The sequence below is a fragment of the Dyadobacter sp. CY345 genome (assembly GCF_021502725.1).
In the GTDB taxonomy this organism is placed as follows: domain Bacteria; phylum Bacteroidota; class Bacteroidia; order Cytophagales; family Spirosomataceae; genus Dyadobacter.
This window is the reverse complement of record NZ_JAKFFS010000005.1, coordinates 100,947-127,398: the sequence shown is the minus strand read 5'-3', so window position 1 is coordinate 127,398 and position 26,452 is coordinate 100,947. Positions and strand designations below refer to the sequence as shown.

The window sequence follows — 26,452 nt, the reverse complement described above, 5'->3', positions numbered from 1 at the left end:
TGTCGTAAATAGAAATAATACTATTCATACTTCCGATTCTATCGCTCCTTTCTGATCAACAAAGCGACATTTTCAACGTGATGCGTATTAGGGAACATATCCACGGGCTGCACTTTGGTAACCTCATAATCCTCAGACATCAATGCCAAATCCCGTGCCTGAGTTGCGGTATTGCAGCTAACGTAGACAACGCGGTCAGGAGCGGCAGCTAAAATCGTTTCCACAACCGGTTGGTCCATACCTGCCCGAGGCGGATCAGTGATGATTACATCTGGTCTTCCATGTTTTGCCAAAAATCCTTCATTCATTATTCTTCGCATATCACCTGCGAAAAATTCGGTGTTCGTGATTCCGTTTAATGCAGAATTTATTCGAGCATCCTGAACCGCTGCCTCAACATATTCAACCCCGACAACCTTCCTGGCCTGGCGCGCAACGAAATTGGCAATCGTCCCGGTTCCGGTATATAAATCGTATACAGATTCATTTCCGGTTAGTCCTGCGTAATCTCTTGTCACTTTAAACAAATTGTATGCTTGTTCAGAGTTTGTCTGATAAAAAGACTTAGGCCCAACTAAAAACGTCAGATCTTCCATTGTCTCTCTGATTGTCGCTTCTCCCGAGAAATTAATTACCTCCTGATCCTGGTAAGAATCATTTCCTTTCAAGTTTACGATATAATTCAGCGAAGTAATTTCCGGATGATTATCCCGCATATAATTCATAACCTTATCAATCGCTTCGTCGTTCTGCTCGCCAAACTGCACGATCACCATAATATCGCCTGTATTTGCCGTACGAACTACCAGATTTCTGAGCGTTCCAACGTTATATTTAACGTCATAATATGGGATTTGCTGCTCCTCTCCAAACGCGTGAAGCGAATTACGCAGAGCATTGGAAGGGTCCGGTTGCAAGTGACATGTATCTACGGTAAAAATTTTATCGAAGCGCTTTGGAACGTGAAAACCCAGTGCGTTTCTTGAAAATGCTTCGCCAGTATCTAATTGTTCCTTTGTTACCCAGCGGTAATTTGAGAAAGTAAATTCCAGTTTGTTACGATAATATTCTGTCTTCGGTCCGGCAAGAATCGGATTGATCTCTACATTTTTGATCTTGCCAATTCTCTGAAAATGATCAACGACCTGCTGTCTCTTAAATCTTAACTGATGCTCGTAAGCAATATGCTGCCATTTGCATCCGCCGCAAACCGCGTAATGCTGGCAATAGGGCTGCGTCCGAAGCGAAGAATACGAATGAACTTTGGTGACAATCGCCTCTTTCAATTTTTTCTTTGTTCTGACCACTTCCAGATCCACAATATCCCCCGGCGCAACATTTCCTTCTATAAAAATTACACCATCATCTGATTTGAAAATACACTTACCTTCTGCCGCGAAATCAGTAATTTCAACGTATTCGTACCTGGTACCCTTTGACATTTCTTTTTGTTTTATTTCTAAATTCTGATACTACCTATCGCCTAACTTTTACCACAATGCCCGTCATGAAAAACCGATTGATTTTATCCTTCGTACTTCTGCTATGCATGATCGAAGCAAGAGCCACACATATTGTGGGAGGGCAATTATTTTTAACCGAGAACAAAAATAGTTATTATAACTATAACATTGGGCTTACACTGTATTTTGATGCACTTAACGGCAACCCGGGCGCTGAAGATAATCAGGTTGTGGTTTATGTATTCAGAAAGCGCGACAATGCTTCCATTGGCTTTGTTGAGATACCCAAAATAGAACGAAAGTCCGTCTCTTATACCAACCAGCTCTGCGTAATTTCTTCAACAGAAACCATACAAATAACCTATGCAACCGATATTTTTCTTGACGCATCAGATTTCAGTGACCCCGAAGGTTATTACATCGTTTGGGATCGGTGCTGCCGGAATGGGACGATAACGAATATCAAATCGCCGGGAGATGCCGGAAGTTTATTTTATCTGGAATTTTCGGCTATTGTTCAAAATGGAACAGCTTTTCATAATTCTTCTCCCAAATTTCCGGATATCGAGGGAGATTATGCATGCGTCAATTCACCCTTTTTATTCAATTTTGGTGGCACCGATCCGGACGGTGACAGCCTTTCATATCGACTGGTTACACCGCTGCAAGGATTTTCAACAAAAGATCGGCCAGGCATCCAGGCCATAGGTTCGTCTAATTATCCCAAACTAACCTGGATTGATGGCATTACAAACGATAACATTATACCGGGGTCCAAGCCTTTAACTGTTGATTATAAAACAGGCATGCTGTCATTGACAGCTGGAAACCTGGGATTATATGTATTCGCAGTTCAGGTTGATGAATTTAGAAACGGGATAAAAATTGGAACGCTCATACGTGACTTTCAGTTAAGGGTGGTCGACTGCCCAAAAATGGACAAACCCGAAATACTGTTTAAAGAAAAAGGTAAAAGCACATTTTATAGCAGTAATCAGATCGTCACGATCGGAAAGGATGATCCCAATTGTTTCGAAGTCATGGTTACTGATCCTTCAATAAACGAGCTTCTCCAGGTTTCCGGGCGTGCAATAGATCAAACCCAAAATTATTTTTCGATACTGCCTGCGCAGTACCGAACGACGGTTGCGAATGATACGATGCGTTTTCAAGTATGCCTGGATGCCTGTTTTGTTACTGATGACAACAGGCCAATACGGATCGAATTGATCGTGCAGGATGAAAGCTGCCCGGTACCGCTGACGGATACGCTGGTAATTTACATTCGCCGGGAAGGCAGCGAAAATATTCCACCGGTTGTAACCACTTCTTTAAGCACTTCATCGCTTTCCTACGAACTATCATCCTCAGAAGGTATTATTTTTGAAGTTACGGCAATAGACCCTGACACAAGCTCGATCACGCTAAATGCAAAAGGGAGAGGTTTCGATTTGGCGGATGTTGGTATGTTATTTGGAAGTAAATCCGGCATCGGACAATTATCCTCGCAATTTTCCTGGAATCCTGATTGCCGGATTATGAATGGTGATACAAGTCAAACTTTTACTGTTGATTTTATTACGCAGGACAAGGCTTGCCTTGCTGCCAGTGATACTACGTCCGTTGTACTTAAATTGAGTGATAATTCAGGCAAGGCAGTAATTGATTTGCCGAATGTAATCACTCCTAACGGCGATGGGAAAAATGATTGTCTGATTTTTGACGAGATTTCCGAAGGCTCGTGCAACGACTTGTTCAAGGATATTACGATTTTTAACCGCTGGGGGAAACAAGTATATTACTCGAAAAACAAAAATCAAAACTGGTGTCCGAACGCCATCTCTGCGGGCTACTATTTTTATGTCGTTCAATACACACAAAAATCTTTCAAAGGCGGACTTACCGTTTTGAAATAAAAAAAACCTTTGGCTGCTATATTGAAATATTTATATTTTATGAAAGCAATTTTTCGACTATTTAAACGGCCGCATCGTATAACCACTCTCAATGATTTAATCTCGAAATTCCAAAACGTGCATCAAAAATCTGCGAAAATCAATTCCGTACAAAAAGATAAATAGCGGCGTCTACGCAGTTAAAATTATAAAGCTGCACATTAATAGGTATTAAATTTCAGAAAATTTCAACATATTGTTAATAGCCAGTACTTTGTCTACGCTATTTTAAACTTATTTAACTTATAATAAATACTAAACTTTAATTACTTTTTATAAATAATAAACTATTTATTTACATTTAAAAAATTCATAAGTATTAAAAGCTTTCTGTAATGATAATTATAAAAATCTGATTGGGAAACTTCTCTGACATTGGAGAAGATAAGATTTTTAAATTGAGTAAATATTGAAATAATTAAAATATTGTAAATAGGAATAACCTTGCGTCTTGGACATCTCACACGGGAATTAAGGAAAGTTGCCAGGCCTATATAACCTTCTGAACAGGTTCTTTTTGAATTAAAATATAGTATATTATATACAAATAATAAACCGGCACAAAGTTTTAGAAGTCCTTTTCGAGTATATTTAAGTAAATAAAATCATTTTCGAAACCTTCAAATTATATGATCTCCCCTCAACAATTATCTTTTCTAACGGCGCGACTTGCAGTCGGTATGAGTATGTTTGGTCACGGGCTGGTGAGACTGCCAAAATTGAACGGTTTCAGCGGATGGATGGTCGGGCAATTTCAAAAATCAATGCTGCCGGACTTTGTCGTAACACCATTTAGTTATATCCTGCCTATTGCTGAATTTGTGGTCGGAACGCTGCTATTACTCGGTCTGTTTACCAAGGAATCATTGGCAGGAGGTGTGTTTGTAATGATCGCTTTGATTTTTGGCTCAACTATGATCGAATCGTGGGATGCTATACCATCACAGCTTATCCACGCCGCATTCTTCTCCGTTCTTATTATTTTTGAGCAAAAATATAATTCCTTTGCAGTCGACAATGTGCTGAAACGCAATAAAGTGGAATAGAAAATTAGGAATTCTATATAAATATTTAAAATACTATACATAATAAAAGTCAGAAACTATATAAAAGTAAAATACTAATAATTGGTTTAATACTTGCAATACTTTGTATTCTCAGAAGTATAAAAACCCTGTTAGCTTACGTAAAATCCACCATTCTGACATCATTGAATTAACCTGATTGTATCTGTATATGGCATGATTTTTCTTTGTATTTTGGAAGATATATTAACTAAAAATAAGATATCATGAATCGAGAACTGATAGCAACGACCTCCATTTCTATTTTTGCCAGCCCGTCCGAAGTATGGAAAGCCTTGATCGACCCGGAAATTATCAAACAATACATGTACGGAACTTAAACTGAAACGACCTGGAAACTTCACGATCCGATAACATTTCGTGGTGAATGGGACGGCGTTCCTTATGTCGACAAAGGCGTAATTCTTGACATTATTCCCGAGCGAGTTCTTAGTTATTCTTATTGGAGCTCAATGTCCGGAACGGAAGATTTTGAAGATAATTATGCACATATAACATACCACATTTCTCCGTATGACGACGAGACGACAGTGACCGTGACGCAGGATAATATTGAAGACGAAGATAAGGTGGTCAAAATGGAGGAAAATTGGATGAACACTTTGGTTCAATTAAAAAAAATCCTGGAATTGAAAACGCATTAGTATAACCAAGACGGACTTATAAAGATTATTTCTTTGAAAGTCCGTCTTGCTTCTCTTCACCATTGCTCAAATGAATTATTTTTTCCTTCCCAAAGCTTCCCCCAAATATTAAAAATCCTGCTACTGAATTGTTATTTCAGTAAATCATTTGTCTTTCAAGAGGCCCGATACAGTCACTTCCTGTGTAAAACCGGTCAGTACCGACGTGCTGGTCTGAAACTAAAATTGACCAGGAATTCCACTTCCCACTTTCAAATTTAGCCTCACACTTGTAGGCTTAAACATGAAATAATTAACAATAGTAGCGTTGTTATCCAGAATGAAATTATCGGTTATTGACATTTAATGCAGTTATTTGCGCCTGGATATCAATCCCTGAACAGAGACATATAATACTTTTTAAAAAAAATATATGTTTATTGTATATTACACTTTAAATACTTTCCAAAAGTATTTTTATTATAATTCTTTTAAAAAGTAATAAACATTTTTTTGATAAGTATTACTATATCAATCTGTTGCGATAAGATATCATAAAACTGACACCATAAATAAGAAATTTCCTGGTAATGAAGAAATGGATACCGCCAATCCTGTTTTTGCTCATATTTTTAAAACCCGAACATACTTTTGCCCAACGATTCCTAATGGACCTCGTTGATACTACAAACCAGATGGGCAAGGGAATGTTATCAATTTACGAACGTTATAACCGGGTTCGGATCAGCGGATATATTCAACCGCAATTTCAGTACATAGGTTCGAAGGGAGCCGAGAGTTTTGCTGGTGGAAATTTTTCTGAATTTACTGACAATCGTTTCATGCTTCGCCGCGGACGACTTCGTGTTGACTATGCTCACCTAAATGATAAAGCTGAGCCTACCTCCTACTTCGTTTTTCAATTTGATGGCACGGAAAGAGGCGTGGTGATACGGGATTTTTGGGGACGATTTTATGAGAATAAATTTAAGCTTTTCGCCATCACCACTGGAATGTTTGCCAGGCCTTTTGGTTTTGAGGTAAATCTTTCTTCTGCAAATCGCGAAACGCCTGAACGTGGCCGAATGTCTCAGATATTAATGAGAACGGAACGAGATATTGGTGTTATGCTGACTTTAAACAAGCGACTTGCAAATGGCAAAATTTCTGATTTCAAATTCGACATTGGTATTTTTAATGGACAGGGAATTTCTGGCCCGGTAGATTATGACAGCCACAAGGATATCATTGCTAAAATCAGCATGAAGCCGAAACAGATTAGTGACTATTCCCGTGCACAATTTTCCGCAGCGATCTCTGGATACGCCGGAGGAATCACGAGCCAGTCGGCGGTATTATATAAAGTAGTTAAAAGCAAGGAGCAATATGTCATGTTAAAAGATTCTTCCCAAAATAATCTTGGGAAGGCGGCCCCAAGGAACTATGCAGGTGCAGATGCTCAACTGATCTTTCCCAGTAAACGCTGGCAAACTGAATTTCGCGCGGAATATATAACGGGAAATCAAACTGCAACTGCGCTCAACAGTGAAACGCCCGGATCATATCCTTTAATTAATGGTATGAAAGCCCCTCTTTATGTTCGAAATTTCGATGGAGCATATTTTTATTTTTTGCAAAATTTAAATAGTGACGTTCACCAGTTTGTTATGAAATACGACTGGTACGATCCCAATAAAAAAGTATCCGGACAAGATGTGAACACGGCGAGTGGTTTCAGCAAAGCAGACTTGCGATATAATACTTTGGGCGTTGGTTATGTCTATCGTGCAAACCCATCATTGAAATTTACTTTTTACTACGAAAATGTAAAAAATGAGAAATCGCAGATTCCCGGTTTTCTGGATGACGCTGACGATGATGTTTTAACTTGTCGTGTTCAATACAATTTCTAATTTTTAGAATTAAAATGGCTGCAAGTTGTCTTTGCAGCCATTGAAAATTCTTTTTTAGAAATCAGGATCCAAATCTTTCTATCAGAACTTTTTTTCTGTACTCAAAAATTCCTTTTACTTCATTATTAATAAAAACCGCATCAACGATATCTCCCAAAAATCCCAGCGGAACTTTATAGTTCAGGATATCAGTCATAATGACGCCGCCATCGACTTCGGCAAAGTGATGTTGATGATGCCAAAAAGCATAGGGACCAAAACGCTGCTCATCAATAAAATACTTTCTGTCAACCACGTGGGTAATTTCCGTACACCATTTCATTGGAATACCAAGGACCGGTTTTACAATATATCGGATAATCTGACCCGGATACATCTTTTCCCCATGGTGTTTGGAAGTCACAACGAAATCCATGTGTGCGGGCGTTATTTCCTTCAAATTCGCGGGATTTGAAAAAAACAACCAAGCTTCATCCAAAGTAATCGGTAATTGCTGCGTAAAATATAATTCCTTCATTGATGGATTGAGGTTGGTTCGCGTATAATTTATAGGTCTCAACAATCATGCCGCAGTAGGATATTAAATCCCTTTCATACTCAAAGCAATTCTTTTTCTGCCAAGATCCACTTCGGAAACTTTCACTGTCACAATTTGTTGAAGCTTAACCACTTCATTAGGATCTTTTACATACCTGTCAGCCATTTGTGAAAGATGTACAAGGCCATCCTGTTTTACGCCAACGTCCACAAAAGCACCGAAGGCAGTAATGTTCGTCACAATTCCCTGAAGCACCATACCCACGCGTAAATCCTCAGGTTTCCTCACAGCACTATCAAATTCGAATTTTTTAACTGGTGTCCGAGGATCCCGCGAGGGTTTTTCAAGTTCTTGTAAAATATCTTTCAGCGTCGGAAGACCGACAGTGTCAGTGACATAAATGGTTGGATTAATCTGTTTACGTAATTCGGGTTTTTGAACGAGATCTTTGACACTTGCACCAACATCCTTCGCCATTTTTTCAATAACAGGATAACTTTCGGGATGTACCGCGCTATTGTCCAGTGGATTGACACCATTTTCTATACGTAGAAACCCGGCTGCTTGTTCGAAAGCCTTTGCTCCTAGTCGAGGAACTTTTAAAAGCTGTTGCCTAGATTTAAAGTTTCCGTTTTTTGCACGAAAATCAACAATATTCTGCGCCAGAGCGGGTCCAAGGCCCGACACGTACCGCAATAGATGTTTACTAGCCGTGTTGAGATTTACGCCTACGGAATTTACGCAGCTTTCTACGGCTACATCCAAAGCATTCTTCAATGCAGTTTGATCCACATCGTGCTGATACTGCCCGACGCCGATAGATTTTGGGTCTATTTTTACAAGTTCAGCAAGTGGGTCCATCAAACGGCGACCAATAGATACTGATCCGCGAACGGTTACATCTTTATCAGGAAATTCTTCACGGGCTACGTCGGACGCAGAATAAATTGATGCACCCTGCTCACTGACCATGAAAAGGCCTATGTTGTTTTCTTTATCGACGGACGACAAAAGTTTCTTAACAAAATCTTCCGTTTCTCGCCCGGCGGTTCCATTTCCTACGGCAATGGCTTCAATTTTATATTTCTGAATTAAATCCGTCAGGACAGCATTTGCCTCATTGGACTTATCAAATGGATATATCACTTTATCCGCAACGAGATTTCCCTGGTTATCGAGCACTACAACTTTACATCCTGTGCGATAGCCAGGATCGATTGCCAAAACATTCTTTTGTCCGAGCGGCGACGCCAATAATAACTGCCTCAAATTTTCAGTAAAAATCTGAATAGCGTATTGGTCCGCTTTTTCCTTTGACAAATTTGAAAACTCAGTTTCGATCCCTGGCTTCAACAATCGCTTATAACTATCGCTGATAGCCGGTTCGAGTTGATCCTTACTACCTTCCGTACCTTTCAAAAAAATTCGATCAAGATTTTCGATCGCCTGATCTTCATCAGGAGAAATATCTACACTCAAAAATCCTTCTTCCTCCCCGCGACGAATGGCGAGCAGGCGATGAGAAGGAATACGGGAAAGCGGTTCTGAAAAATCAAAGTAGTCGCGGTATTTAACACCTTCCTCTTCTTTTTTCTTTTTTACTTTTGATGTTATGATCGCGCCCCTTTGAAAAACAGAACGGATTTTCGCTCTTGCATCCTGATTTTCACTTATCCATTCGGCAATAATATCTCTGGCGCCCTGCAAAGCATCTTCAATTTTTTCGACTTTGTCATTAAGATAATTCTGCGCTTTTCGCTCAGGATCAACTTCTTTTCCGGAAAATATTAGTTGTGCTAAGGGTTCCAATCCTTTTTCCATAGCCATGGACGCACGCGTTTTTCTTTTTTGCTTGTACGGCAAATAAATATCTTCCAACTCAACGAGCGAGAAAACGCTTCCAATTTGCTTGCGTAATTCAGGGGTTAGTTTTCCCTGATCTTCGATACTTTTCAGGATAGCTTCTCTGCGTTTTTCAACATCCTGTTGTTTTAGATAGGCATCTCTTATAGCACCAATTTGAACTTCATCCAGCCCTCCTGTAACCTCTTTTCGATAACGTGAAATAAAAGGAAGCGTCGCGCCGTCATCAAATAATTGTATTGTATTGCGTACTTGTTTCTCAGAAATACTTGTTTGTTGGGCAATCAGGGGGTAATTCATAAATCTTTCTAGGTCGTAATATTCCGGATCGTAAAAGTAGTCAGTGATCAGAAAAAAAACGCCAAAAGTTTGAAATTTAGAACGTGATTTTAATCGAAATAATAATCAAATTGCAAGACTGATCACCTTGACCTCAATTTATGAAAGTCGTATACCGAAGCATGCTCGTCGCATCAATTTTATTATCAAATATCCAAATATTATCCCTGGCCCAAAACGTTTTAGTTGAAACGGATAAAGGGGACATAACGATCCGGTTAGATACTGAAAAGGCACCAGTCACTTGTGAAAATTTCCTGAAATATGTTGATCAAAAAAGGTATGATGGAGCGATTTTCTATCGGGTTGTCAAACCTGACAATCAACCTAACAATAAAATAAAAATTGAAGTAATCCAAGGTGGAGTTAAGGATGACACGGCAAAAAACCTGCCGCCAATCATTCATGAGACTACAAAAATTACCGGTTTAAAGCACTCAAACGGAACGCTGTCAATGGCGAGAATGGGGCCGGGAACCGCAAGTTCTGAGTTTTTTATTTGTATAAATAATCAGCCTGAACTGGATTTTGGAGGTAAACGAAACCCCGACGGACAAGGATTCGCAGCGTTTGGAGAAGTGGTTTCCGGTATGGATGTAGTGCTTAAAATTCAAAGCGGGCAAACAGGTTCGGGTGATGCTTCTCAATTACTCAAACAACCTGTTAAAATTACCCGGGTAAGAAGGCTTAAATAAACGATACCTATTTCTTAATAAATCCCGGTTGTACTTTTCCTGTGAACCTCCGTTATTCTTATTCGCTGCTTTCTGATGGCATATCGTCTACATTTTCTGCTGGCATTTCAGTTCTTGAACCCGGAGCAACCTCCGGGGCGTCGGGACCTGGAATATCCGGGGTCGGATTCATAGGCGGCATAATTGTTGGGTTAGAAGTATTTGGGTAGCTATCAGGTAATTGCTTATCCGGGAAATCGTTCATGATTGAACCGAACAGATCGTTATATTGAAATTCTAACATAATAACTATTTGTTGATGAAGTGGTATGCTGACTAATAAAAAACTGTGCCTGATTTGCATTATTTTGGTTTTAATAGTGCGAAGATGATCTAAATGATTTCTCTTTTTTAAATAATCAATATGCACGCCATACAGAAACTGAAAGCTGTGCTCAGAGTCATGACAGGTATTTCAGAAACAGAGCTTGATTTTTTCTGTCAAAACCTCACAAGCAGAAATTTTGTGAAGGGAGATTTTCTTTGTCGTGAAGGACAAGTTGAAAATTATATTTTCTTTATAATCAGCGGCGCAACACGTAATTATTTCTCAAAAGATGGAAAAGAATTTACAGTGGGATTTCATTTTGACAATGAGTTTGTAACTGCATACTACTCGTTGTTGACCCGCCAGCCATCACCTTTTTCAATAGAAGCTGTTGAACCAGTTGAAGCCATTCTAATTCCCGAACAGTTTCTCAATGAGTTTTATGAAAATTCCAGATCCGGCGATCGCATCGGAAGATTATTGGCACAGGCGCAGTATATCCGACGGATAGAACGCGAAATGGAATTAATGTCTTTGACGGCTGAAGAGCGTTATATCAGACTTCTGGAAAAAAATCCAAAGCTTATACAATCTTTTTCTATCAAACACCTGTCTTCTTATCTAGGAATTCAGCCTGAGAGTTTAAGCAGGATACGGAAACAATACGTGCGAAACTAACATATGTTATTTCAAGACTAATGCAATTCTACGAAATTTGCATAAACAAAATTATACATGTAATGCCAGTCTTGATCGTTCTTTTAACAGTTTTTGCAGTCACTACCGGAATATCAAAAATTTTCCTGGGAGATTGGCAGTTTATTCTTAATGGAAACATTGCCATGTTTTTCATGCTTTGTTTCACTGCTTTGGGCCATTTTAAGTTTGCAAGTGGAATGGAGAAAATGCTCCCCCGATTTCTACCTATGAAAAAGGAGATTGTTTTATTAACGGGAGTTTTTGAAATTCTGGCAGGCATTGCACTGCTATTTCCCAATCTTAGACATATTGCCGGTATTCTTCTGATAATATTTTTTATACTTATCTTACCTGCCAATATCAAAGCTGCAATAGACCATCTTGATTACCAGAAGGGTACATTTGATGGAAAAGGAACAAGTTATTTATGGTTCCGCGTACCCTTGCAGATTTTTCTGATTCTTTGGGTATGGTATTTTGCTGTAAATGGTTTCTAACAATTTTATATAAAAACACATGACATTTCCCCAAACTGGCTTTTGTACTCTTTTATTAACGCTCGGATACCTCACGAGTTATGGTCAATCGAGCAATCAAACTGTCAATATCAGCAACATAAAAAGTAACAAAGGAAATATCATGATTGGCTGGTATAATAGCGAGGCCAGTTATAATGAAAGGAACAACCCAATTTTTAAAAAATTGGTACCAGTCAATCAACAAAGAGAAATAACAATTACATTCGACGATGTGCCTGCGGGTAAATATGCAATTTCACTGTTTCTTGATGAAAATGGGAACAAGAAAATGGATACCAATTTCCTCGGGATTCCCAAGGAGCAATATGGTTTTTCAAACAATATCATTCCGGCAACCCGTGCCGCAAATTTTGGAGAAGCTGCCTTTGAACTGAAAGATAAGCCTACCAAGATTTCAATAAGATTGAAATGATTGGTTAGGCTTATGCTTATCCGGTGATATTGACATTAAAATCACCCAAAAATCTTAATTCGCCGTTTACTTCGAGGGTTTTCGCATTAATATTTTGTCCAACATCAATGACGTGTCCGGCGTTGACAATTATTTTTTCTGCAACTGTTGGGATGCGTCCATTCGACCAGATTTCCGGATTCGCCCAGGCACCTGAGGAGATTGTTTGAACTGTGTCAGAAAATAATGATGTTGTATTAAAGTTTCTGAATAACAGCTGATTCGTTTTTGACGGAACTGTCCCAAACCAATCGTTGAGTATATCTGAATAAACTCTACGAAAATCAATCTGCATTTTTATATCACGGCTGGTTTCCCACGACTGCGGATTTACCGGAAGCAGGCCACTAACCAGATTCGGATTTGTACCGATAACCTGTCTTTTAACTCCTGTTCCAAAAACGAACATCGGAGCTCCCACGCCATGATCGGTACCTTTCGAAGCGTTAGAATTGGCTCGGCGTCCAAAATCTGAAAAAGTCATCCCGATTACTTTATCCTCAGTTCCCTGCAATTTCAGATCGTTTTGAAATGCGGCAATTCCATCGGAAAGTTTTTTTAACAATTGAGCATGTAGGCCTTCCGTATTATTTGTTCCAACCTGACCGGCATGTGTATCAAAACCTCCCAGTTCCACATAGTAAATTTTTGACTTCAAGCCTCCATGGATTAGCCTTGCAACAATTTTCAACTGCTCCGCCAGTTCGTTTCCGGCGGATGCTGCCGGATAAGTCGCGAGATTATTTCCCGCACTGGCAGCATTCTTTATTTCTGAGGCATAACCGACCGCCAAAAGTTGCTGTTCTCTTACATAAGAAATTAAGTCCCCAGCATCGCAGCAAGGGAGATCAGATTGGTTTGGTGTTTGTGTACCAATCAGCTGATAAAAACTGTCAGGATTACTCAATGTAATCCCCATTGATTGATTATTACCAAGTAGCGTGGTTGTTCCCACATACCCGATTTGGACGGCCAATGGGTCTTCCATTTCTCCGTTTGGATAATTTTGTGGATACCCCGCAAAACGATCATTCAAATATCTGCCCGCCCACCCGGAAGAAGAAACCTGATTGGCATCCACACCGGTCATCCAGATATCGGAAGACCGAACGTGTGATTGATTTGGATTCGGATAAGATACAGCATGCACAATAGCTAGTTTGCCTTCGTTATATAAAGCTTGCATACCTGTCATGGCAGGATGGAATCCAGTTTCAATATTTCCGGATAAACCTAAAACTCTGTTTTCCGGGATTGCGATATTGCTTCGCAAGCCCATGTATTCGGAGTAATATTCCAGCGGAATTACTGTATTCAATCCATCGTTTCCGCCGCTCAAATAAATAATGACAACGATTCTATCTGAATTCAGCGCAGTAGTTTTCATCAGGGATTGAACCAGTGCCGAGTTTTTCGCCAAGGACTTTACACCAAACCCATCAACCATTACTGGGAGTAACATGGAGGAAGCTGCGGTAAGAAACTGTCTTCTTTTCATCGGGATTAATATTAAAACACTTGATATTCAGCCATCCTCAACATGTATTTCATAAGCGCCTGGCATCGCCACAATACTGGATTTTGCGCATCTGCATTATTTGGCGAAGTTCTGTAAGCATTCAGCTCAAATTTCCAGGATGTCCGGGGAATGTTACGCATCATGATTGTATCGATAAGAAAGTTTTTCTGGGATTGTGTTGGCTCAATAGCAAATAGGTTTTTAGACAATTCTGCAAAAACTACGTCGCATGTAACTGCTTCTGTACCAGCGACGTCACTAAAATTAGGCTGAATTTGTCTAATCCATTTCAAAAAATCCAATCCAAGCATATAGCCCGGTTTCAATTCTAACCACGGGTATACCATTGCGTCAGTATGTTGTCCACGCAGACCCAAAGTTGTCCCATTAATCCAGTTTTTAGAAAAACCTGTCTGATAATAAGGTACCGAGCCAAAAACCAATGGCTGATCCAGAAATCTGAGCTGCATTTTTGACATCGCCCATTCCTGAAACTCCATCATTTTTCTAAAGGCAGTATACTCAGATGTAAGATCTGGAACTGGCAGGTCGAAGTGTCTAAGCATACCAACCATGAACTCGGCAGGTGATTTTACAATTCCGCCAAAGTTGTTCGAATCAAAGAAAATATCACTCGTCAACAACTTTTTAAGCACTGGAACTATCGCATAGTTGTTCCCGGAACTGGCGAAAAAATTCGCAAGAGGAATAATAACATTATCCTCAATCTCCTGTGTTACATTAGGATTTATATACCAACGATAGAGTTTTCTGCAAATGTGCCGTGGAGTTTGCGGATGATTCAGAAGCATCGTCGTCAGATCTGCAAGTTCTGTATCGCCCGCGGAGGCGCCGCTTCTGCCTGTTATGGTTGTGTTATTATATTTTGCGGAAAATGATTTGTTATCAGTGTCGTGGCGGGACGGGTTAAAAACTGATCCAAATGACGTAGAACCCTCAACCCATAAATTATTAACCTGCCACCCAGTTAAAACGCGCGCCGCAGCTTTCACATCATCCTCGGTATAATTAGCGTTACCTGCAAAATCTTTTTGTCCAACAGTAAAGAGCTCCTGCAACTCGCGTCCGTAATTTTCATTTGGACTTTCCTTGCTGTTTTCGTTTCCGTTTTGGAATACCAACATGCCAGGATCTTTGGTAATACCAATCACAAGCGTGCGAAAGTTACTCATCGCATTGTCCCGAACAAATCTCAAATAGCGATCCGTAAACCTATAATCACCTGTTGAAGAATGTGTTACAACAAAGTGATTCTGCCAAAACGCAGTTAATTTTTCCAGTACAGACGGATGACCATTCTGTTCCGTCATCAGGCCTATCCACCAGTATCGAATAAAAAGAAAATAGTCGTAAGTACGATCACCGTAAAAAGGCTTTGTAAGAAATTGCTGGCCCTTATCCGCTCTGGTCTCGTCCATCTCGACAGGCGGCGGAGGGGAGGCGCGGAAAGTGGCGTTGCTTATTAAAAGATCAACCGCCTGTGTCGCAGTTTTTCCGGTAAAATCCACAATTTCCTGATTAGTAGGACCGAATGTGGCACGTCGGAGCAGATGAGCTGCCGTACTTGCTGTCAACGAAGTGGTATAAGTATCCAAATAGGCCATATTCTTTCAGGCTGAATTTACTTTGTTACTAAGATTTTTTGCGTCCTGTATTGGCCATTTTCCAGGATCACCTGGATCAGATAAATTCCGGCATCCAAACTTTTTACATCTATACCGTTGGCGGGAATCGACGAAGCTGAGAAAACACTATTGCCTGCTGCGTTTCTCAACGCGATTCCAGTAACAGGCGCTTTGTCAGAAATTTTCAAGAACAATCGATCTGCGACCGGATTTGGATAAAACACAGCAGCGACACCTTCAAGTCTCACACTTTCAATCCTGCTGTATGCGAAAGTACCATCCTTATCGATCATTTTTAAACGATACAAGTTTTCTCCTATAACGGGAGTTACATCAATAAAACTATAATCCACACTTGAAGAACTTTCTCCGACTGCTTCCACACTACCCTTTTCAACCCAAACTTTACCGTCAATACTATGCTCGACATTGAACTTTTGACTATTCTGTTCCGATGTTGTCCGCCATTGAAGACTTGTATTCGAAGCGTCATTTAATGATGCATCGAAACTAACAAGCGTTACGGGTAAAGGTGCTGATGAGCTGGAGGCTAATGTGTATATACTGTAAGTATTTGGTACGATGCTTCCGCTTGAAGTGATTGAGCCGGCAGTGAGTGTGCTGCTCCCTCCAAGCAATGCAGCCTGGTCTACATTAGAGCTGATCTTTTCCCATCGGGAACTCCCTGTGTTCCACCCAACGATTGTTAAAACATCCAGTACTCCGCCAGTAAGCAATGATATACCGCTGGCGGCATTCCAGGTTAGAGTGATCCTTGTGGGGTTAGCTCCATCGATGTCCCAAAACTCTCGGGCACTCACTGTTTCCACTGAATTCTCTTTCTGAGAAACTGAAAAGGGCCCTCCGGATGGTACGCCAGCTCCGTTAGGATTTTCCAGAAAATATGCTCCGGTAATACCATCCGCAGCCGCAGCAAAGGGACGATAAACATTGTTATCGCCAACTGGAAAAACAAAATTTGCACCCCCATTTTTCTTAACGTAACCGTCTATATGTTTGGCGTCACTTATACCGCTAACCGTTGATTCTGACGAAAAACTGACCAACCCAATTGGAGCTGATCGCTTTGTAACCACAATGCCACTTTGTCCAAAAGTAGCTTGTGTTGTAAACAGCAGGGCACATCCTGCCACTATCTTTATTTGCTTGTAAATCCTTTCCATTACGTCGAGATGCACGCTTTTGTGTTAAATGATTTCCTGAGCTCAAAAGTATATATAAGTATTTCTACATGAAACACTTAAAATGATACGAGCAAGCAACTGTTTTATTTGAAAACTATTCTACAACAACCCAAAAAATATATATACAAATATATGTAATATTATTACTACATATCAATACAACTAATTATAAATATTCTTCAAGGAGACAACAAAGAGACTGGCGGCGTAAAATTTACGCAGACCTTTTCTCAACATTGATTTGCTGATTACAGATGAACAGACAGATTGGATGGGATTACAATACATTGCGAAACTATGAAGAAAAACACAGCAAAAAATTTTTAGATAATAAAAATTTTTAAAATTGAATTTAATAGAAACATGAGTTGAAAGAACTTAATTATTTAAAGGGACATAAATAAATTTGCCGATTTTCCAACGTGCTGGAATACAAATTCTATGCTTGGTGTTGTAACGAAAAACAAAATATTCACCATGAAAAATTTAAAGATTGGAATCCTTGATCAATCTGTTGTAAGAAACCAGGCAGACGTGAGAGGGGCAATATTAGAAACGATTGAAACAGCTAAACTTGCCGAAGAACTTGGATATAGCCGTTTTTGGGTTTCTGAGCATCATAATTCAACATTTATAGCCGGATCAACGCCCGAAATGCTGATGGTTAAACTGGCTGATTCGACAAATAACATCAGAATCGGCTCCGGAGGCATTATGCTCCCTAATCATAGCGCACTAAAAGTAGCGGAAAACTTCCGTATGCTTGAAACACTTTTTCCCGGCAGAATTGATCTGGGAATGGGAAGAGCACCTGGCACAGACCGAATTACTTCGTCATTGCTAAATCCGTCAAATGATTTTAGCGAGCCAAGTTATTTACGTCAGCTTGACCACTTACAACATTTCTTCCAGGACACAGCCGGTACCGAACGTGGTTTCATTTATGCCACGCCGCAGTCGGAAACTATTCCTATGCAATGGATATTGAGTTCCAGTGGCGGAAGCAGTAAGATTGCTGCCAGATTTGGTCTCGGACTTGTGGTCGCTAAATTTATCAATGGATTTGCCACACCCGAGATTGTCGAAACATATCGGAAAAACTTTAAGCCTTCTTATCAATATGAACAACCACACGCTATACTCTCGATTTTTCTGATCTGTGGGGAAACTGAGGAAGAAGCACGATTCATGCGGAAGACCATGGATTACATTCTAATAGAATTTGAAAAAGGGAAATTTGGCCCTTTCCCGAATGCTGATGTGGTTAGAAATTACAATTTCACTCAGGGCGAGCTTGAACGTTTGAAATATAACAGCGGAAGAATTATTTCAGGAACGAAGGATGATGTAAAAGAGCAGCTTACGAAACTTGCGGACGATTTTGGTGTTGACGAAATAATTATCTCGACAATGACCGCTAGTTATGAAAGCAGAAAACGTTCTTTTGAGTTAGTAGCGGAAGCATTTAATTTGAATAAATTCGCGAATTGAAATAATCAATTTGCTTCTCATGAATCGCTTCGACCGCATTACTGCTATACTTATTCAACTTCAATCCCGCAAAGTTGTAAAAGCCCAGGATCTTGCTGACAGGTTTGAGATCAGTTTGCGGACTGTATACCGCGATATGAATACGCTTGCAGAGGCTGGTGTGCCCATTATCGGTGAGGCAGGTGTTGGTTATTCGATTATGGATGGCTACCGCCTTCCGCCGGTAATGTTTACGAAGGAGGAAGCGAGAACTTTCATCACGGCTGAAAAGCTCATGGAAAAATTCACGGATTCCTCAACCAGAATGCACCATCAGTCAGCGATGTTCAAGATAAAATCTGTATTAAAAAGTGCAGATAAGAACTTGCTCGAAAATATGGAACAGCACATTGAGGTGATTCATCAACGTGAGGCATTCAACCCGACACTGAACAATACCCTTGAAATATTGCTAAAAGGAATTTCGGAGCGAAAGGTTTTACGTTTACAATATTCTGCATTTAATACCGACGATATTACCAGCCGCGAGATTGAACCCATAGGAATCTATCATGAGCACAATTACTGGTATGTCGTTGCATATTGCTTACTCAGAGATGGTTACAGAAATTTCCGCTGTGACCGTATGTCAAAAATTGAGCTTACTGAAACGACTTTCAGCAAGCAACATGCGTCACTTAAAGAACATCTCGACAGCATTCCTAAACTTGAAAATCTGCAACTTGTAGTTCTTCGGGTCAAGAAGCAAATTCTTCGTTATATACAGGAGCAAAAGCATTATTATGGTTTTGTTTCTGAAAAAAAGATAGGGGACGATTATGAAATCACATTTCTGAGTGCTTCGCTCGACGGCTTCGCAAGATGGTATGTGATGTTTGCAGAATTCGCAGTAATTGTACAGCCCCTCAACCTCACTGAATTCGTTAAAAAACGACTGAACTTTGTACTCGATAATTTAAAAGATTCGTAAAATACTGCTGACATACTGTTGTCATAGCCTTGCATTTAATTTGTGATGCACTAAAACAACAACGATCATGTTACGTAAATCAGCAGAATTGTCATTGGAAAGCAGCCGTAAGTATTTGTCGTCTAACGCGGCTTCTTATAGCTACCGGATAAATAAAACGATTGTCAACTGGCTAAAAAATCGGCAAAATGATGTTTTCTTAAAAAATGAAACATCCAGGCTTCCAACTTTAAAGCATTTTTAAATCTGAACATATGCACAATTTTTTACCTAAAATTTCATGCTCATTTTTTATCATTTTGACGGTATCTTCGTGCCAAAATGCGCACGTTGTAAACCATTTAAAACTCAACGTAACCAGTCAATATTGCGCTCCTAATAGCTCTTATGCATATGATGAAGAGTTTGTTCCGCTTGCAAATTCAGATTCTGTTTTGGCAAACAGCAAAGAACTTTCAAAAAATATGTCATCGCATAACATACTCATGTCCAATGCTACCGGTGTACTTTTTCTGATGAACAAAATGCTAATCGCTAAAAAGGATCCATCTGTTCAGGGAAGACTTAATCTTTTAGAGATCAGTCAACGTATTCAGAATCATCTCCTTTTATTAACAACTGAAATTTCAGGAATAGCGGCAGAGCTTGATTGTGAGGGTGAAAGGGCTGATCTCTTTGCCAATTATCTCGATAATATAAACGACAAAAGAACAGCGAGACTAACCGGAGCTTCCATTGTGATTGGAGCGCTGGCGACGGTAGCGGCAGTGGCTGTTAGCAATGGTTCGGCTCAAAATGCAATTAGTATCAGCGGCGGTGTCGTTTCTGCTGGTCTTGGAATTCTAACCATAAAACCTGCCGGAAAAAAAATCAGTTACATTCATGATAGAAATGTATTGCAGGACATCTGGTTTGAACCGAAAAAGTCATCCGTCTACTCCCCTTTTATTTGGTACATTTTAACCGAAAAACATTTTAGCAACAGCCAAAAAGAGCCACTTGTGCAGTCGATTAAAGCAAGATGGAAGAAGTTTGAGCTTGATAAAAAAATGGATAATTCGACAATACAGCTTCTATTCGAAAAGGGCGGAATTTATAACGCCGATCAACTGCATACCCGCGCGACAATGCTCAATCAATTTCAATCCACAATCCGGTCAATCAATCAGGATATGCAAGGTTTTATTTCGACGCTAAATCGGATAAATAATGAAAAATAAAAAGATGGTTTAATAAGGATTTTTAAAATAATATGGCCACAGTAAAATTCCGGCCATATTATTTTAAAACTCGATTACTCCGTAATACCTTCCAGCACAAACATGAACGCATATTGCAGCGCAATTTCCTTTAAATATTCAAACCTACCTGACGCTCCGCCGTGACCAGCTTCCATATTGGTCTTCAACAGGAGAATATTCTGATCCGTTTTGTGCGTCCGAAGACGGGCCACCCATTTCGCAGGTTCAAAATACTGAACCTGGCTGTCGTGTAAACCAGTCGTTACAAGCATATTTGGGTAAGCCTTTTTTTCGACATTATCATACGGTGAATATGATTTCATATAATCGTAGGAATCCTTGTTTTTTGGATTCCCCCATTCGTCAAACTCGTTAGTTGTCAGGGGAATGCTTTCATCGAGCATGGTTGTAACGACATCCACAAATGGAACATCAGCCAAAACACCATGCCATAAATCGGGGCGTAGATTTACAATAGCGCCCATCAGCAAACCTCCCGCACTGCCTCCTTCCGCATACAAATGCTGTGATGAAGTATATTTTTCCGCAATTAATAATTCGGCGCAGGAAATAAAATCAGTGAAAGTATTTTTCTTTTTGAACAATTTTCCGCCCTCATACCACTGCCGCCCCATCTCCTGACCTCCACGGATGTGTGCTATGGCAAAAATAAAACCCCTGTTGAGCAAACTTAGCCGGTTCGTACTAAAACCGGCGTCTATACTGTTTCCGTAAGATCCGTAAGCATTCAACAGCAGCGGCGCGTTTCCATCCATAGGAACACCCTTTTTATAGACCAAAGAAATTGGAATTTTCAAACCATCGTGGGATGTAGCATATAATCTTTCAGCCAGATATAGCTCCGGATCGTAGCCACCGACAACCTCCTGACGTTTTAATAACGTTTTCGATTTTGAAACCATATCGTAATCATAGGTTGATCCGGGGGTTGTCAGCGAAGTGTAATAATAACGCAGCATATCGCTGGTATATTCTGGATTTGAGCCTACATAAGCCGCATAAGCAGGCTCTCCAAAATCAACATAATGTTCGGTATTCGTTTCGCCAATTCTAATACGCAGTTGCAGCAAACCATTTTTTCTCTCCGTTACGACAAGAAATTTTTCAAACACTTCGATACCTTCAATCAAAACATCAGTGCTTGTGGGAATAACTTCTTTCCAATGTTCAACCCCTGTTTTGTCAAGCGGTGTTTCCATCAATTTGAAGTTGAGCGCATCCTGATTTGTGACAATTAAAAACCTGTCGTTCTGGTGATCCACATCATATATCACATCTTTCATACGTGACTGGAACACTTCGAAATCACCTTCCGGGCGATCTGCGTCCAGGATAAAGTATTCGGAAGAAACAGTTGCCGATGAAGCGATCATAATATATTTCCCTGATTTCGTTTTACCGACACCAATGTAATTGCTATTATCTTCCTCCTTGTACACAACTACATCACTTTCAGAGGCTTGCCCAAGTGTATGGCGTTTTATTTCCTCGCTAAGCAGCGTTTTTGGATTTGTCGCAGTATAAAACAACGTGCAGTTATCATTTCCCCAAACGGAAGCTCCGCTCGTAGGAAAGATAGAATCCTGAAAAATTTCACCCGTTTCAAGATTTTTTATGTAAATCTTATACTGCCTCCGGGACACCGTATCTACGCCATAGGCCAGCAATTTGTTATCAGGACTGATGTTAAAGCCAGTAGCCGAATAATACGGATAATCCTTGGCAAGCGCATCCACGTCCAGCAAAATTTCCTCCGGCGCATCCAGACTTCCCAGTTTCCTGCAATATTTATAATACTGCTCCCCTTCTTCGCTTCTGGTATAATAAAAATATCCGTTTTTAAATACCGGCACAGACTCATCCTTTTCTTTGATACGCCCTTTCATTTCAGCAAACAAATCAGTCTGAAGCTGGTTTGTCGCCTCCATCATTTTTTCTGTATAGGCGTTTTCTTCCTTGAGGTATTCCACTACTTTGTCGCTATCCGGACCCTCACGAAAAAAATCTGCCATCCAGTAATATTCATCAATACGCACGTCGCCATGCATTCCGGTATCGTACGGTTTCTGCTCGGCCACTGGTGGCTGTGCGGCAGGCCAGTTATATGGTTTATTCACTTAATTAAAATTTAATTCAAAAATAGACAACGGCGAAAATGACCAAAAAAATTCGAATTCTTTAATTTTTCAGACTTCATACAAAAGAAAACTGCCAGTCCTTTCTTAGAACCGGCAGTTTATATATATAATCTCAAATCGATGTTTCAATATCAATCTTTGATATCAAACAAAATCACAGCTTCTTCGTAAGTCAGTTTTTCATAATTCATACGAATCGCCTGGCCGCCTGGAACCACAACATAGCGAAATTGATAAGCCGTAGAAGGATCCACCGTTGCTGCAATTGGCGTTGACCAGATACGCAATGTGTTGATTTGCAGGGTATAATCGATGTATTCTTCTGTAAATTGAGATTTCAAACTTATTGGAAGCTGACGAACGTAATTATCCGAAGTATTTACCTTTGCATATACCAGAACAAGACCTTTATCTAAAACATCCTGCGTTATTCTTGGCGCTGGTATGTCAATATATGAACGCAGTAAACTGTTATAAGTTGTCTTGCTCCATGGACCCGCGGCTGCCCAGCTTGAATAAAATACATTTGCTGTTCCCGCGGGTCCAGCCGGCCCTGCCGGTCCTGTTTCCCCCGGAGTTCCTACACCTGCCGGCCCTGCAGGACCTTCCGGACCTTTACAAGCATGCATCACTGATAAACCAATTAATAAGATGGCTAGGGTAAATTGCTTTTTCATTGCGCTCATTTCTCTTTTTACTGATGTTTTTCCATTGAAAAATAAGGCGAAGATGCTGATTTGAACGGTCATAAGCAAAAAATGACTTTGAATTAGCCGGAAGTAAGCCCGAAAATAACCCGGCTTACATTATCTTTGATTTTCGTTTTCTAAAAATCTTATGGAGAAACCCACCCAAAAGCTATTTTTGCTCGACGCCATGGCGTTGATCTACCGTGCACATTTTGCTTTTATAAAAGCACCCAGAATTACATCCAAAGGACTGAATACCAGCGCTGTATTTGGATTTACGAACACGCTTCTGGAAGTTTTACAAAAGGAAAAACCAACACATATCGGTGTAGCTTTTGACACTTCCGCACCCACTTTCAGACATATTGAGTATCCAGCTTACAAGGCGCAACGTGAGGCACAGCCTGAGGACATCACAGTGGCAATTCCATACGTAAAAAAACTGCTTGAAGCCATGTGTATTCCAATTTTGATCATGGACGGTTTCGAGGCTGATGACATTATCGGAACCATTGCCAAAGAAGCTTCAAGAGCCAATTTTGAGGTTTTCATGATGACGCCTGATAAGGATTTTGGTCAGTTGGTGGAAGAGCATGTGCACATTTACAAACCTGCTTTTATGGGTAAAGGCGCCGAAAAACTCGGCGTCAATGAAGTGCTGGAACGCTGGCAGATTAAGCGAATCGATCAGGTTATTGATATGCTTGGGTTGATGGGCGACGCCGTTGATAACATTCCGGGCATTCCAGGCGTTGGAGAAAAAACAGCACAAAAACTCATTGCTGAATACGATACTATAGAAAATCTGATCGTTCACGCAGATGAGATCAAAGGAAAACTTGGTGAAAAAATTCGTGAGTTTTCTGCCCAGGCGATTCTGAGTAAGCAATTAGCCACAATCGATATAAAAGTTCCGGTTCCTTTTGACGCAGAAGATCTGACAATTTGTGGTGCTAACCGGGATAAAGTTAACGCGCTTTTTGATGAGCTTGAATTCAAAACACTTCGTCAGAGAATATTAGGAACTGATACATCTTCGTCAAGTACGCCTGCCACGCAGGTCAAAGTTGTCGATAAAAAAGGTCAGTACGATTTATTCGGAAACCCGACTTCCTCAGAGGCAAAAGCTCCGACACAGCAAGATGCTGATATTTCCAGTTTTGAATCGTCCGGTGAAAACGGTGAGGAAGTTGAGGCAATACAAGCACCGAGAAAAACGATTGATAATACCTTCCATCGCTATCACACGGTGGATACGCCGGAAACAATGTCCAGTCTGGCACGTTATCTGAGTTTGCAAACCGCCTTCTGTTTTGATACAGAAACTACATCTCTGGAAACAATTGACGCGGATCTGGTTGGACTTTCGTTTTCTTATATTCCGGGTGAGGCATTTTATATTCCCGTTCCCGCAGATAAAGAAAAAGCACAGGAAATTGTCGAATATTTCAGAGAAGTATTTGAAAATGAATCTATTGAAAAAATAGCTCAGAATATCAAGTATGACATTCTCGTGTTGAAAAATTACAACATTGAAGTAAAAGGGAAACTGCATGATACCATGCTAGCGCATTATCTTCTTGAACCGGATAAGCGTCATGGCATGGATATTCTGGCTGAAACCTATCTGAATTATGAACCTGTTTCGATAACTTCTTTGATTGGTAAAAAAGGAGTGAAACAAGGCAATATGCGTGACGTTTCAATTCCGGAAGCTACACAATACGCCGGAGAAGACGCCGATATCACTTTGCAGCTTCATAATATTTTTGCCAAAGAACTGCCGAAATACAACGCACAAAAACTTTTCGAGAAAGTTGAAATGCCGCTGGTTCAGGTGCTTGCATCTATGGAAAACACGGGCGTCAGACTTGATTCAAATGCGTTGGCAGAAATGTCACTGGTATTGGAAGGTGATTTGCGAAAAACAGAATCCGAGATTTTTGAGATTGCCGGTCAGTCTTTTAACATCGGTTCTCCTAAACAATTGGGCGAAGTGCTTTTCGATAAAATGAAACTGATCGACAAGCCGAAAAAAACCAAAACAGGTCAGTATGCAACGGGCGAAGAAATCTTATCGGAGCTGGAAGGCCAGTTTGAAATTGCCCGAAAAATTCTTGATTACCGTGAATTACAAAAACTAAAATCAACCTATGTTGATGCGTTGCCAACGTTGGTAAGTCCACGTACCGGTCGTATTCATACTTCATACAACCAAGCGGTTGCGGCTACCGGACGTTTGAGCTCAACAAACCCAAACCTTCAGAATATTCCAATCCGGACACCGAGGGGAAGAGAGATACGAAAAGCTTTTATACCTGATAATGAAGATTTTCAAATACTTTCTGCCGATTACTCACAAATAGAACTGCGGATTATGGCCGCGTTCAGTGAGGATGCGAGTATGATAGAAGCGTTTAATCAGGGTCGGGATATTCATGCAACAACGGCAAGTAAGGTATTTAAAGTTGAGCTTGCTGACGTGACGTCCGATATGCGGAGAAAAGCAAAAATGGTCAACTTTGGTATCATTTATGGAATTTCTGCTTTTGGATTAGGACAGCGTTTATCGATTCCCCGTGGTGAAGCAGGCGAAATTATCAAGTCTTATTTTGAAGAATTTCCGGCGGTAAAACAATATATGGATAAAGTTATTTTTGACGCCCGCGATCAGCATTATGTCGAAACGATCCTGGGCCGGAGAAGATATCTTCCGGACATCAATTCAAGAAATCAGACCAACCGGGGTTTTGCTGAACGAAATGCGATTAACGCGCCGATACAAGGCTCGGCCGCTGATATGATCAAAGTAGCAATGATCAATATCCACGATTTTATCAAACAGGAAAAACTGCGGTCACGTATGATTTTGCAGGTTCATGATGAATTGGTATTCGATGTCCATCGCGAGGAAATTGAGCTGATCAAAGAAAAGGTTGATGAGCTCATGCGCACAGCAATCCCTTTACAGGTAAAAATGGAAACGGGAATAGGTATCGGTGCGAACTGGCTTGAAGCGCATTAATTTAAAATATTGTTTTAACAAAAAATGTCCGACCAAA

General features: G+C 40.3%; 22 protein-coding genes. 13 read left to right on the top strand and 9 right to left on the bottom strand.

Going from position 1 to position 26,452, the window contains the following annotated elements; genetic code table 11:
• Positions 1–38: 38 nt before the first annotated feature.
• Entirely contained in the window at positions 39–1,442 is a 1,404-nt protein-coding gene (rlmD, locus tag L0657_RS21140) for a 23S rRNA (uracil(1939)-C(5))-methyltransferase RlmD (protein ID WP_235152758.1), read from the bottom strand.
• 65 nt (positions 1,443–1,507) lie between these two features.
• On the opposite strand from rlmD, the gene L0657_RS21135 reads away from it, so the two are divergent.
• The 4 genes from L0657_RS21135 (at position 1,508) to L0657_RS21120 (ending at position 7,039) form a co-directional block, all read left to right on the top strand.
• Positions 1,508–3,379, top strand: a complete 1,872-nt coding sequence (locus L0657_RS21135) for a gliding motility-associated C-terminal domain-containing protein (RefSeq protein ID WP_235152757.1) — start codon at positions 1,508–1,510, stop codon at positions 3,377–3,379.
• A gap of 668 nt (positions 3,380–4,047) precedes the next feature.
• Positions 4,048–4,464, top strand: coding sequence for a DoxX family membrane protein (locus L0657_RS21130; protein WP_235152756.1), 417 nt, complete (start codon positions 4,048–4,050; stop codon positions 4,462–4,464).
• 389 nt (positions 4,465–4,853) lie between these two features.
• A complete protein-coding gene (locus L0657_RS21125; RefSeq protein WP_310588302.1) occupies positions 4,854–5,147 on the top strand; it encodes an SRPBCC domain-containing protein in 294 nt (97 codons plus the stop codon).
• A gap of 569 nt (positions 5,148–5,716) precedes the next feature.
• A complete protein-coding gene (locus L0657_RS21120) occupies positions 5,717–7,039 on the top strand; it encodes a porin (RefSeq protein WP_235152755.1) in 1,323 nt (440 codons plus the stop codon).
• 61 nt (positions 7,040–7,100) lie between these two features.
• Here L0657_RS21120 and L0657_RS21115 read toward each other — a convergent pair whose 3' ends face one another.
• A complete protein-coding gene (locus L0657_RS21115; protein ID WP_235152754.1) occupies positions 7,101–7,556 on the bottom strand; it encodes an SRPBCC family protein in 456 nt (151 codons plus the stop codon).
• Between the two features lie 63 nt (positions 7,557–7,619).
• A complete protein-coding gene (locus tag L0657_RS21110; RefSeq protein WP_235152753.1) occupies positions 7,620–9,740 on the bottom strand; it encodes a Tex family protein in 2,121 nt (706 codons plus the stop codon).
• Positions 9,741–9,880: 140 nt separating this feature from the next.
• Here L0657_RS21110 and L0657_RS21105 point away from each other — a divergent pair, with 140 nt between their 5' ends.
• Positions 9,881–10,474, top strand: coding sequence for a peptidylprolyl isomerase (locus L0657_RS21105; RefSeq protein WP_235152752.1), 594 nt, complete (start codon positions 9,881–9,883; stop codon positions 10,472–10,474).
• Between the two features lie 58 nt (positions 10,475–10,532).
• Here L0657_RS21105 and L0657_RS21100 read toward each other — a convergent pair whose 3' ends face one another.
• Positions 10,533–10,757: a hypothetical protein gene (locus L0657_RS21100; RefSeq protein WP_235152751.1), complete on the bottom strand. Its 225-nt coding sequence runs from the start codon at positions 10,755–10,757 to the stop codon at positions 10,533–10,535.
• A 120-nt stretch (positions 10,758–10,877) separates the two neighbouring features.
• Here L0657_RS21100 and L0657_RS21095 point away from each other — a divergent pair, with 120 nt between their 5' ends.
• The 3 genes from L0657_RS21095 to L0657_RS21085 all read left to right on the top strand — a co-directional run bounded on the left by L0657_RS21095 (position 10,878) and on the right by L0657_RS21085 (position 12,431).
• Positions 10,878–11,459: a Crp/Fnr family transcriptional regulator gene (locus tag L0657_RS21095; RefSeq protein ID WP_235152750.1), complete on the top strand. Its 582-nt coding sequence runs from the start codon at positions 10,878–10,880 to the stop codon at positions 11,457–11,459.
• Between the two features lie 62 nt (positions 11,460–11,521).
• Entirely contained in the window at positions 11,522–11,977 is a 456-nt protein-coding gene (locus L0657_RS21090) for a hypothetical protein (protein ID WP_235152749.1), read from the top strand.
• A 19-nt stretch (positions 11,978–11,996) separates the two neighbouring features.
• Entirely contained in the window at positions 11,997–12,431 is a 435-nt protein-coding gene (locus L0657_RS21085; protein ID WP_235152748.1) for a DUF2141 domain-containing protein, read from the top strand.
• Positions 12,432–12,447: 16 nt separating this feature from the next.
• Here the strand turns inward: L0657_RS21085 and L0657_RS21080 are convergent, their stop codons facing one another.
• Genes L0657_RS21080 through L0657_RS28070 form a run of 3 tightly spaced genes read right to left on the bottom strand, consistent with a single transcriptional unit; the run spans position 12,448 to position 16,834 of the window.
• Complete coding sequence (locus tag L0657_RS21080; protein ID WP_235152747.1) at positions 12,448–13,968, bottom strand: DUF1501 domain-containing protein; 1,521 nt, start codon at positions 13,966–13,968, stop codon at positions 12,448–12,450.
• Between the two features lie 11 nt (positions 13,969–13,979).
• Entirely contained in the window at positions 13,980–15,614 is a 1,635-nt protein-coding gene (locus L0657_RS21075) for a DUF1800 family protein (protein ID WP_235152746.1), read from the bottom strand.
• Between the two features lie 17 nt (positions 15,615–15,631).
• A complete protein-coding gene (locus L0657_RS28070) occupies positions 15,632–16,834 on the bottom strand; it encodes a T9SS type A sorting domain-containing protein (protein WP_235152745.1) in 1,203 nt (400 codons plus the stop codon).
• 483 nt (positions 16,835–17,317) lie between these two features.
• Here L0657_RS28070 and L0657_RS21065 point away from each other — a divergent pair, with 483 nt between their 5' ends.
• The 4 genes from L0657_RS21065 (at position 17,318) to L0657_RS21050 (ending at position 20,521) form a co-directional block, all read left to right on the top strand.
• A complete protein-coding gene (locus L0657_RS21065) occupies positions 17,318–18,331 on the top strand; it encodes an LLM class flavin-dependent oxidoreductase (RefSeq protein ID WP_235152744.1) in 1,014 nt (337 codons plus the stop codon).
• A gap of 19 nt (positions 18,332–18,350) precedes the next feature.
• Positions 18,351–19,301: a YafY family protein gene (locus L0657_RS21060; protein ID WP_235152743.1), complete on the top strand. Its 951-nt coding sequence runs from the start codon at positions 18,351–18,353 to the stop codon at positions 19,299–19,301.
• 67 nt (positions 19,302–19,368) lie between these two features.
• On the top strand, positions 19,369–19,545 hold the full coding sequence (locus L0657_RS21055; RefSeq protein ID WP_235152742.1) for a hypothetical protein: 177 nt from the start codon (positions 19,369–19,371) through the stop codon (positions 19,543–19,545).
• Positions 19,546–19,555: 10 nt separating this feature from the next.
• Positions 19,556–20,521, top strand: coding sequence for a hypothetical protein (locus tag L0657_RS21050; RefSeq protein WP_235152741.1), 966 nt, complete (start codon positions 19,556–19,558; stop codon positions 20,519–20,521).
• Between the two features lie 74 nt (positions 20,522–20,595).
• Here L0657_RS21050 and L0657_RS21045 read toward each other — a convergent pair whose 3' ends face one another.
• Entirely contained in the window at positions 20,596–22,680 is a 2,085-nt protein-coding gene (locus L0657_RS21045) for a S9 family peptidase (RefSeq protein WP_310588296.1), read from the bottom strand.
• Positions 22,681–22,832: 152 nt separating this feature from the next.
• Positions 22,833–23,450 (bottom strand): hypothetical protein, encoded by a 618-nt coding sequence (locus tag L0657_RS21040; RefSeq protein ID WP_235152740.1) that lies wholly within the window; start codon positions 23,448–23,450, stop codon positions 22,833–22,835.
• An 88-nt stretch (positions 23,451–23,538) separates the two neighbouring features.
• On the opposite strand from L0657_RS21040, the gene polA reads away from it, so the two are divergent.
• Positions 23,539–26,415 carry a DNA polymerase I gene (gene polA / locus L0657_RS21035; RefSeq protein WP_235152739.1) on the top strand — a complete coding sequence of 959 codons (2,877 nt, stop codon included), beginning with the start codon at positions 23,539–23,541 and terminating at the stop codon, positions 26,413–26,415.
• Positions 26,416–26,452: the final 37 nt, after the last annotated feature.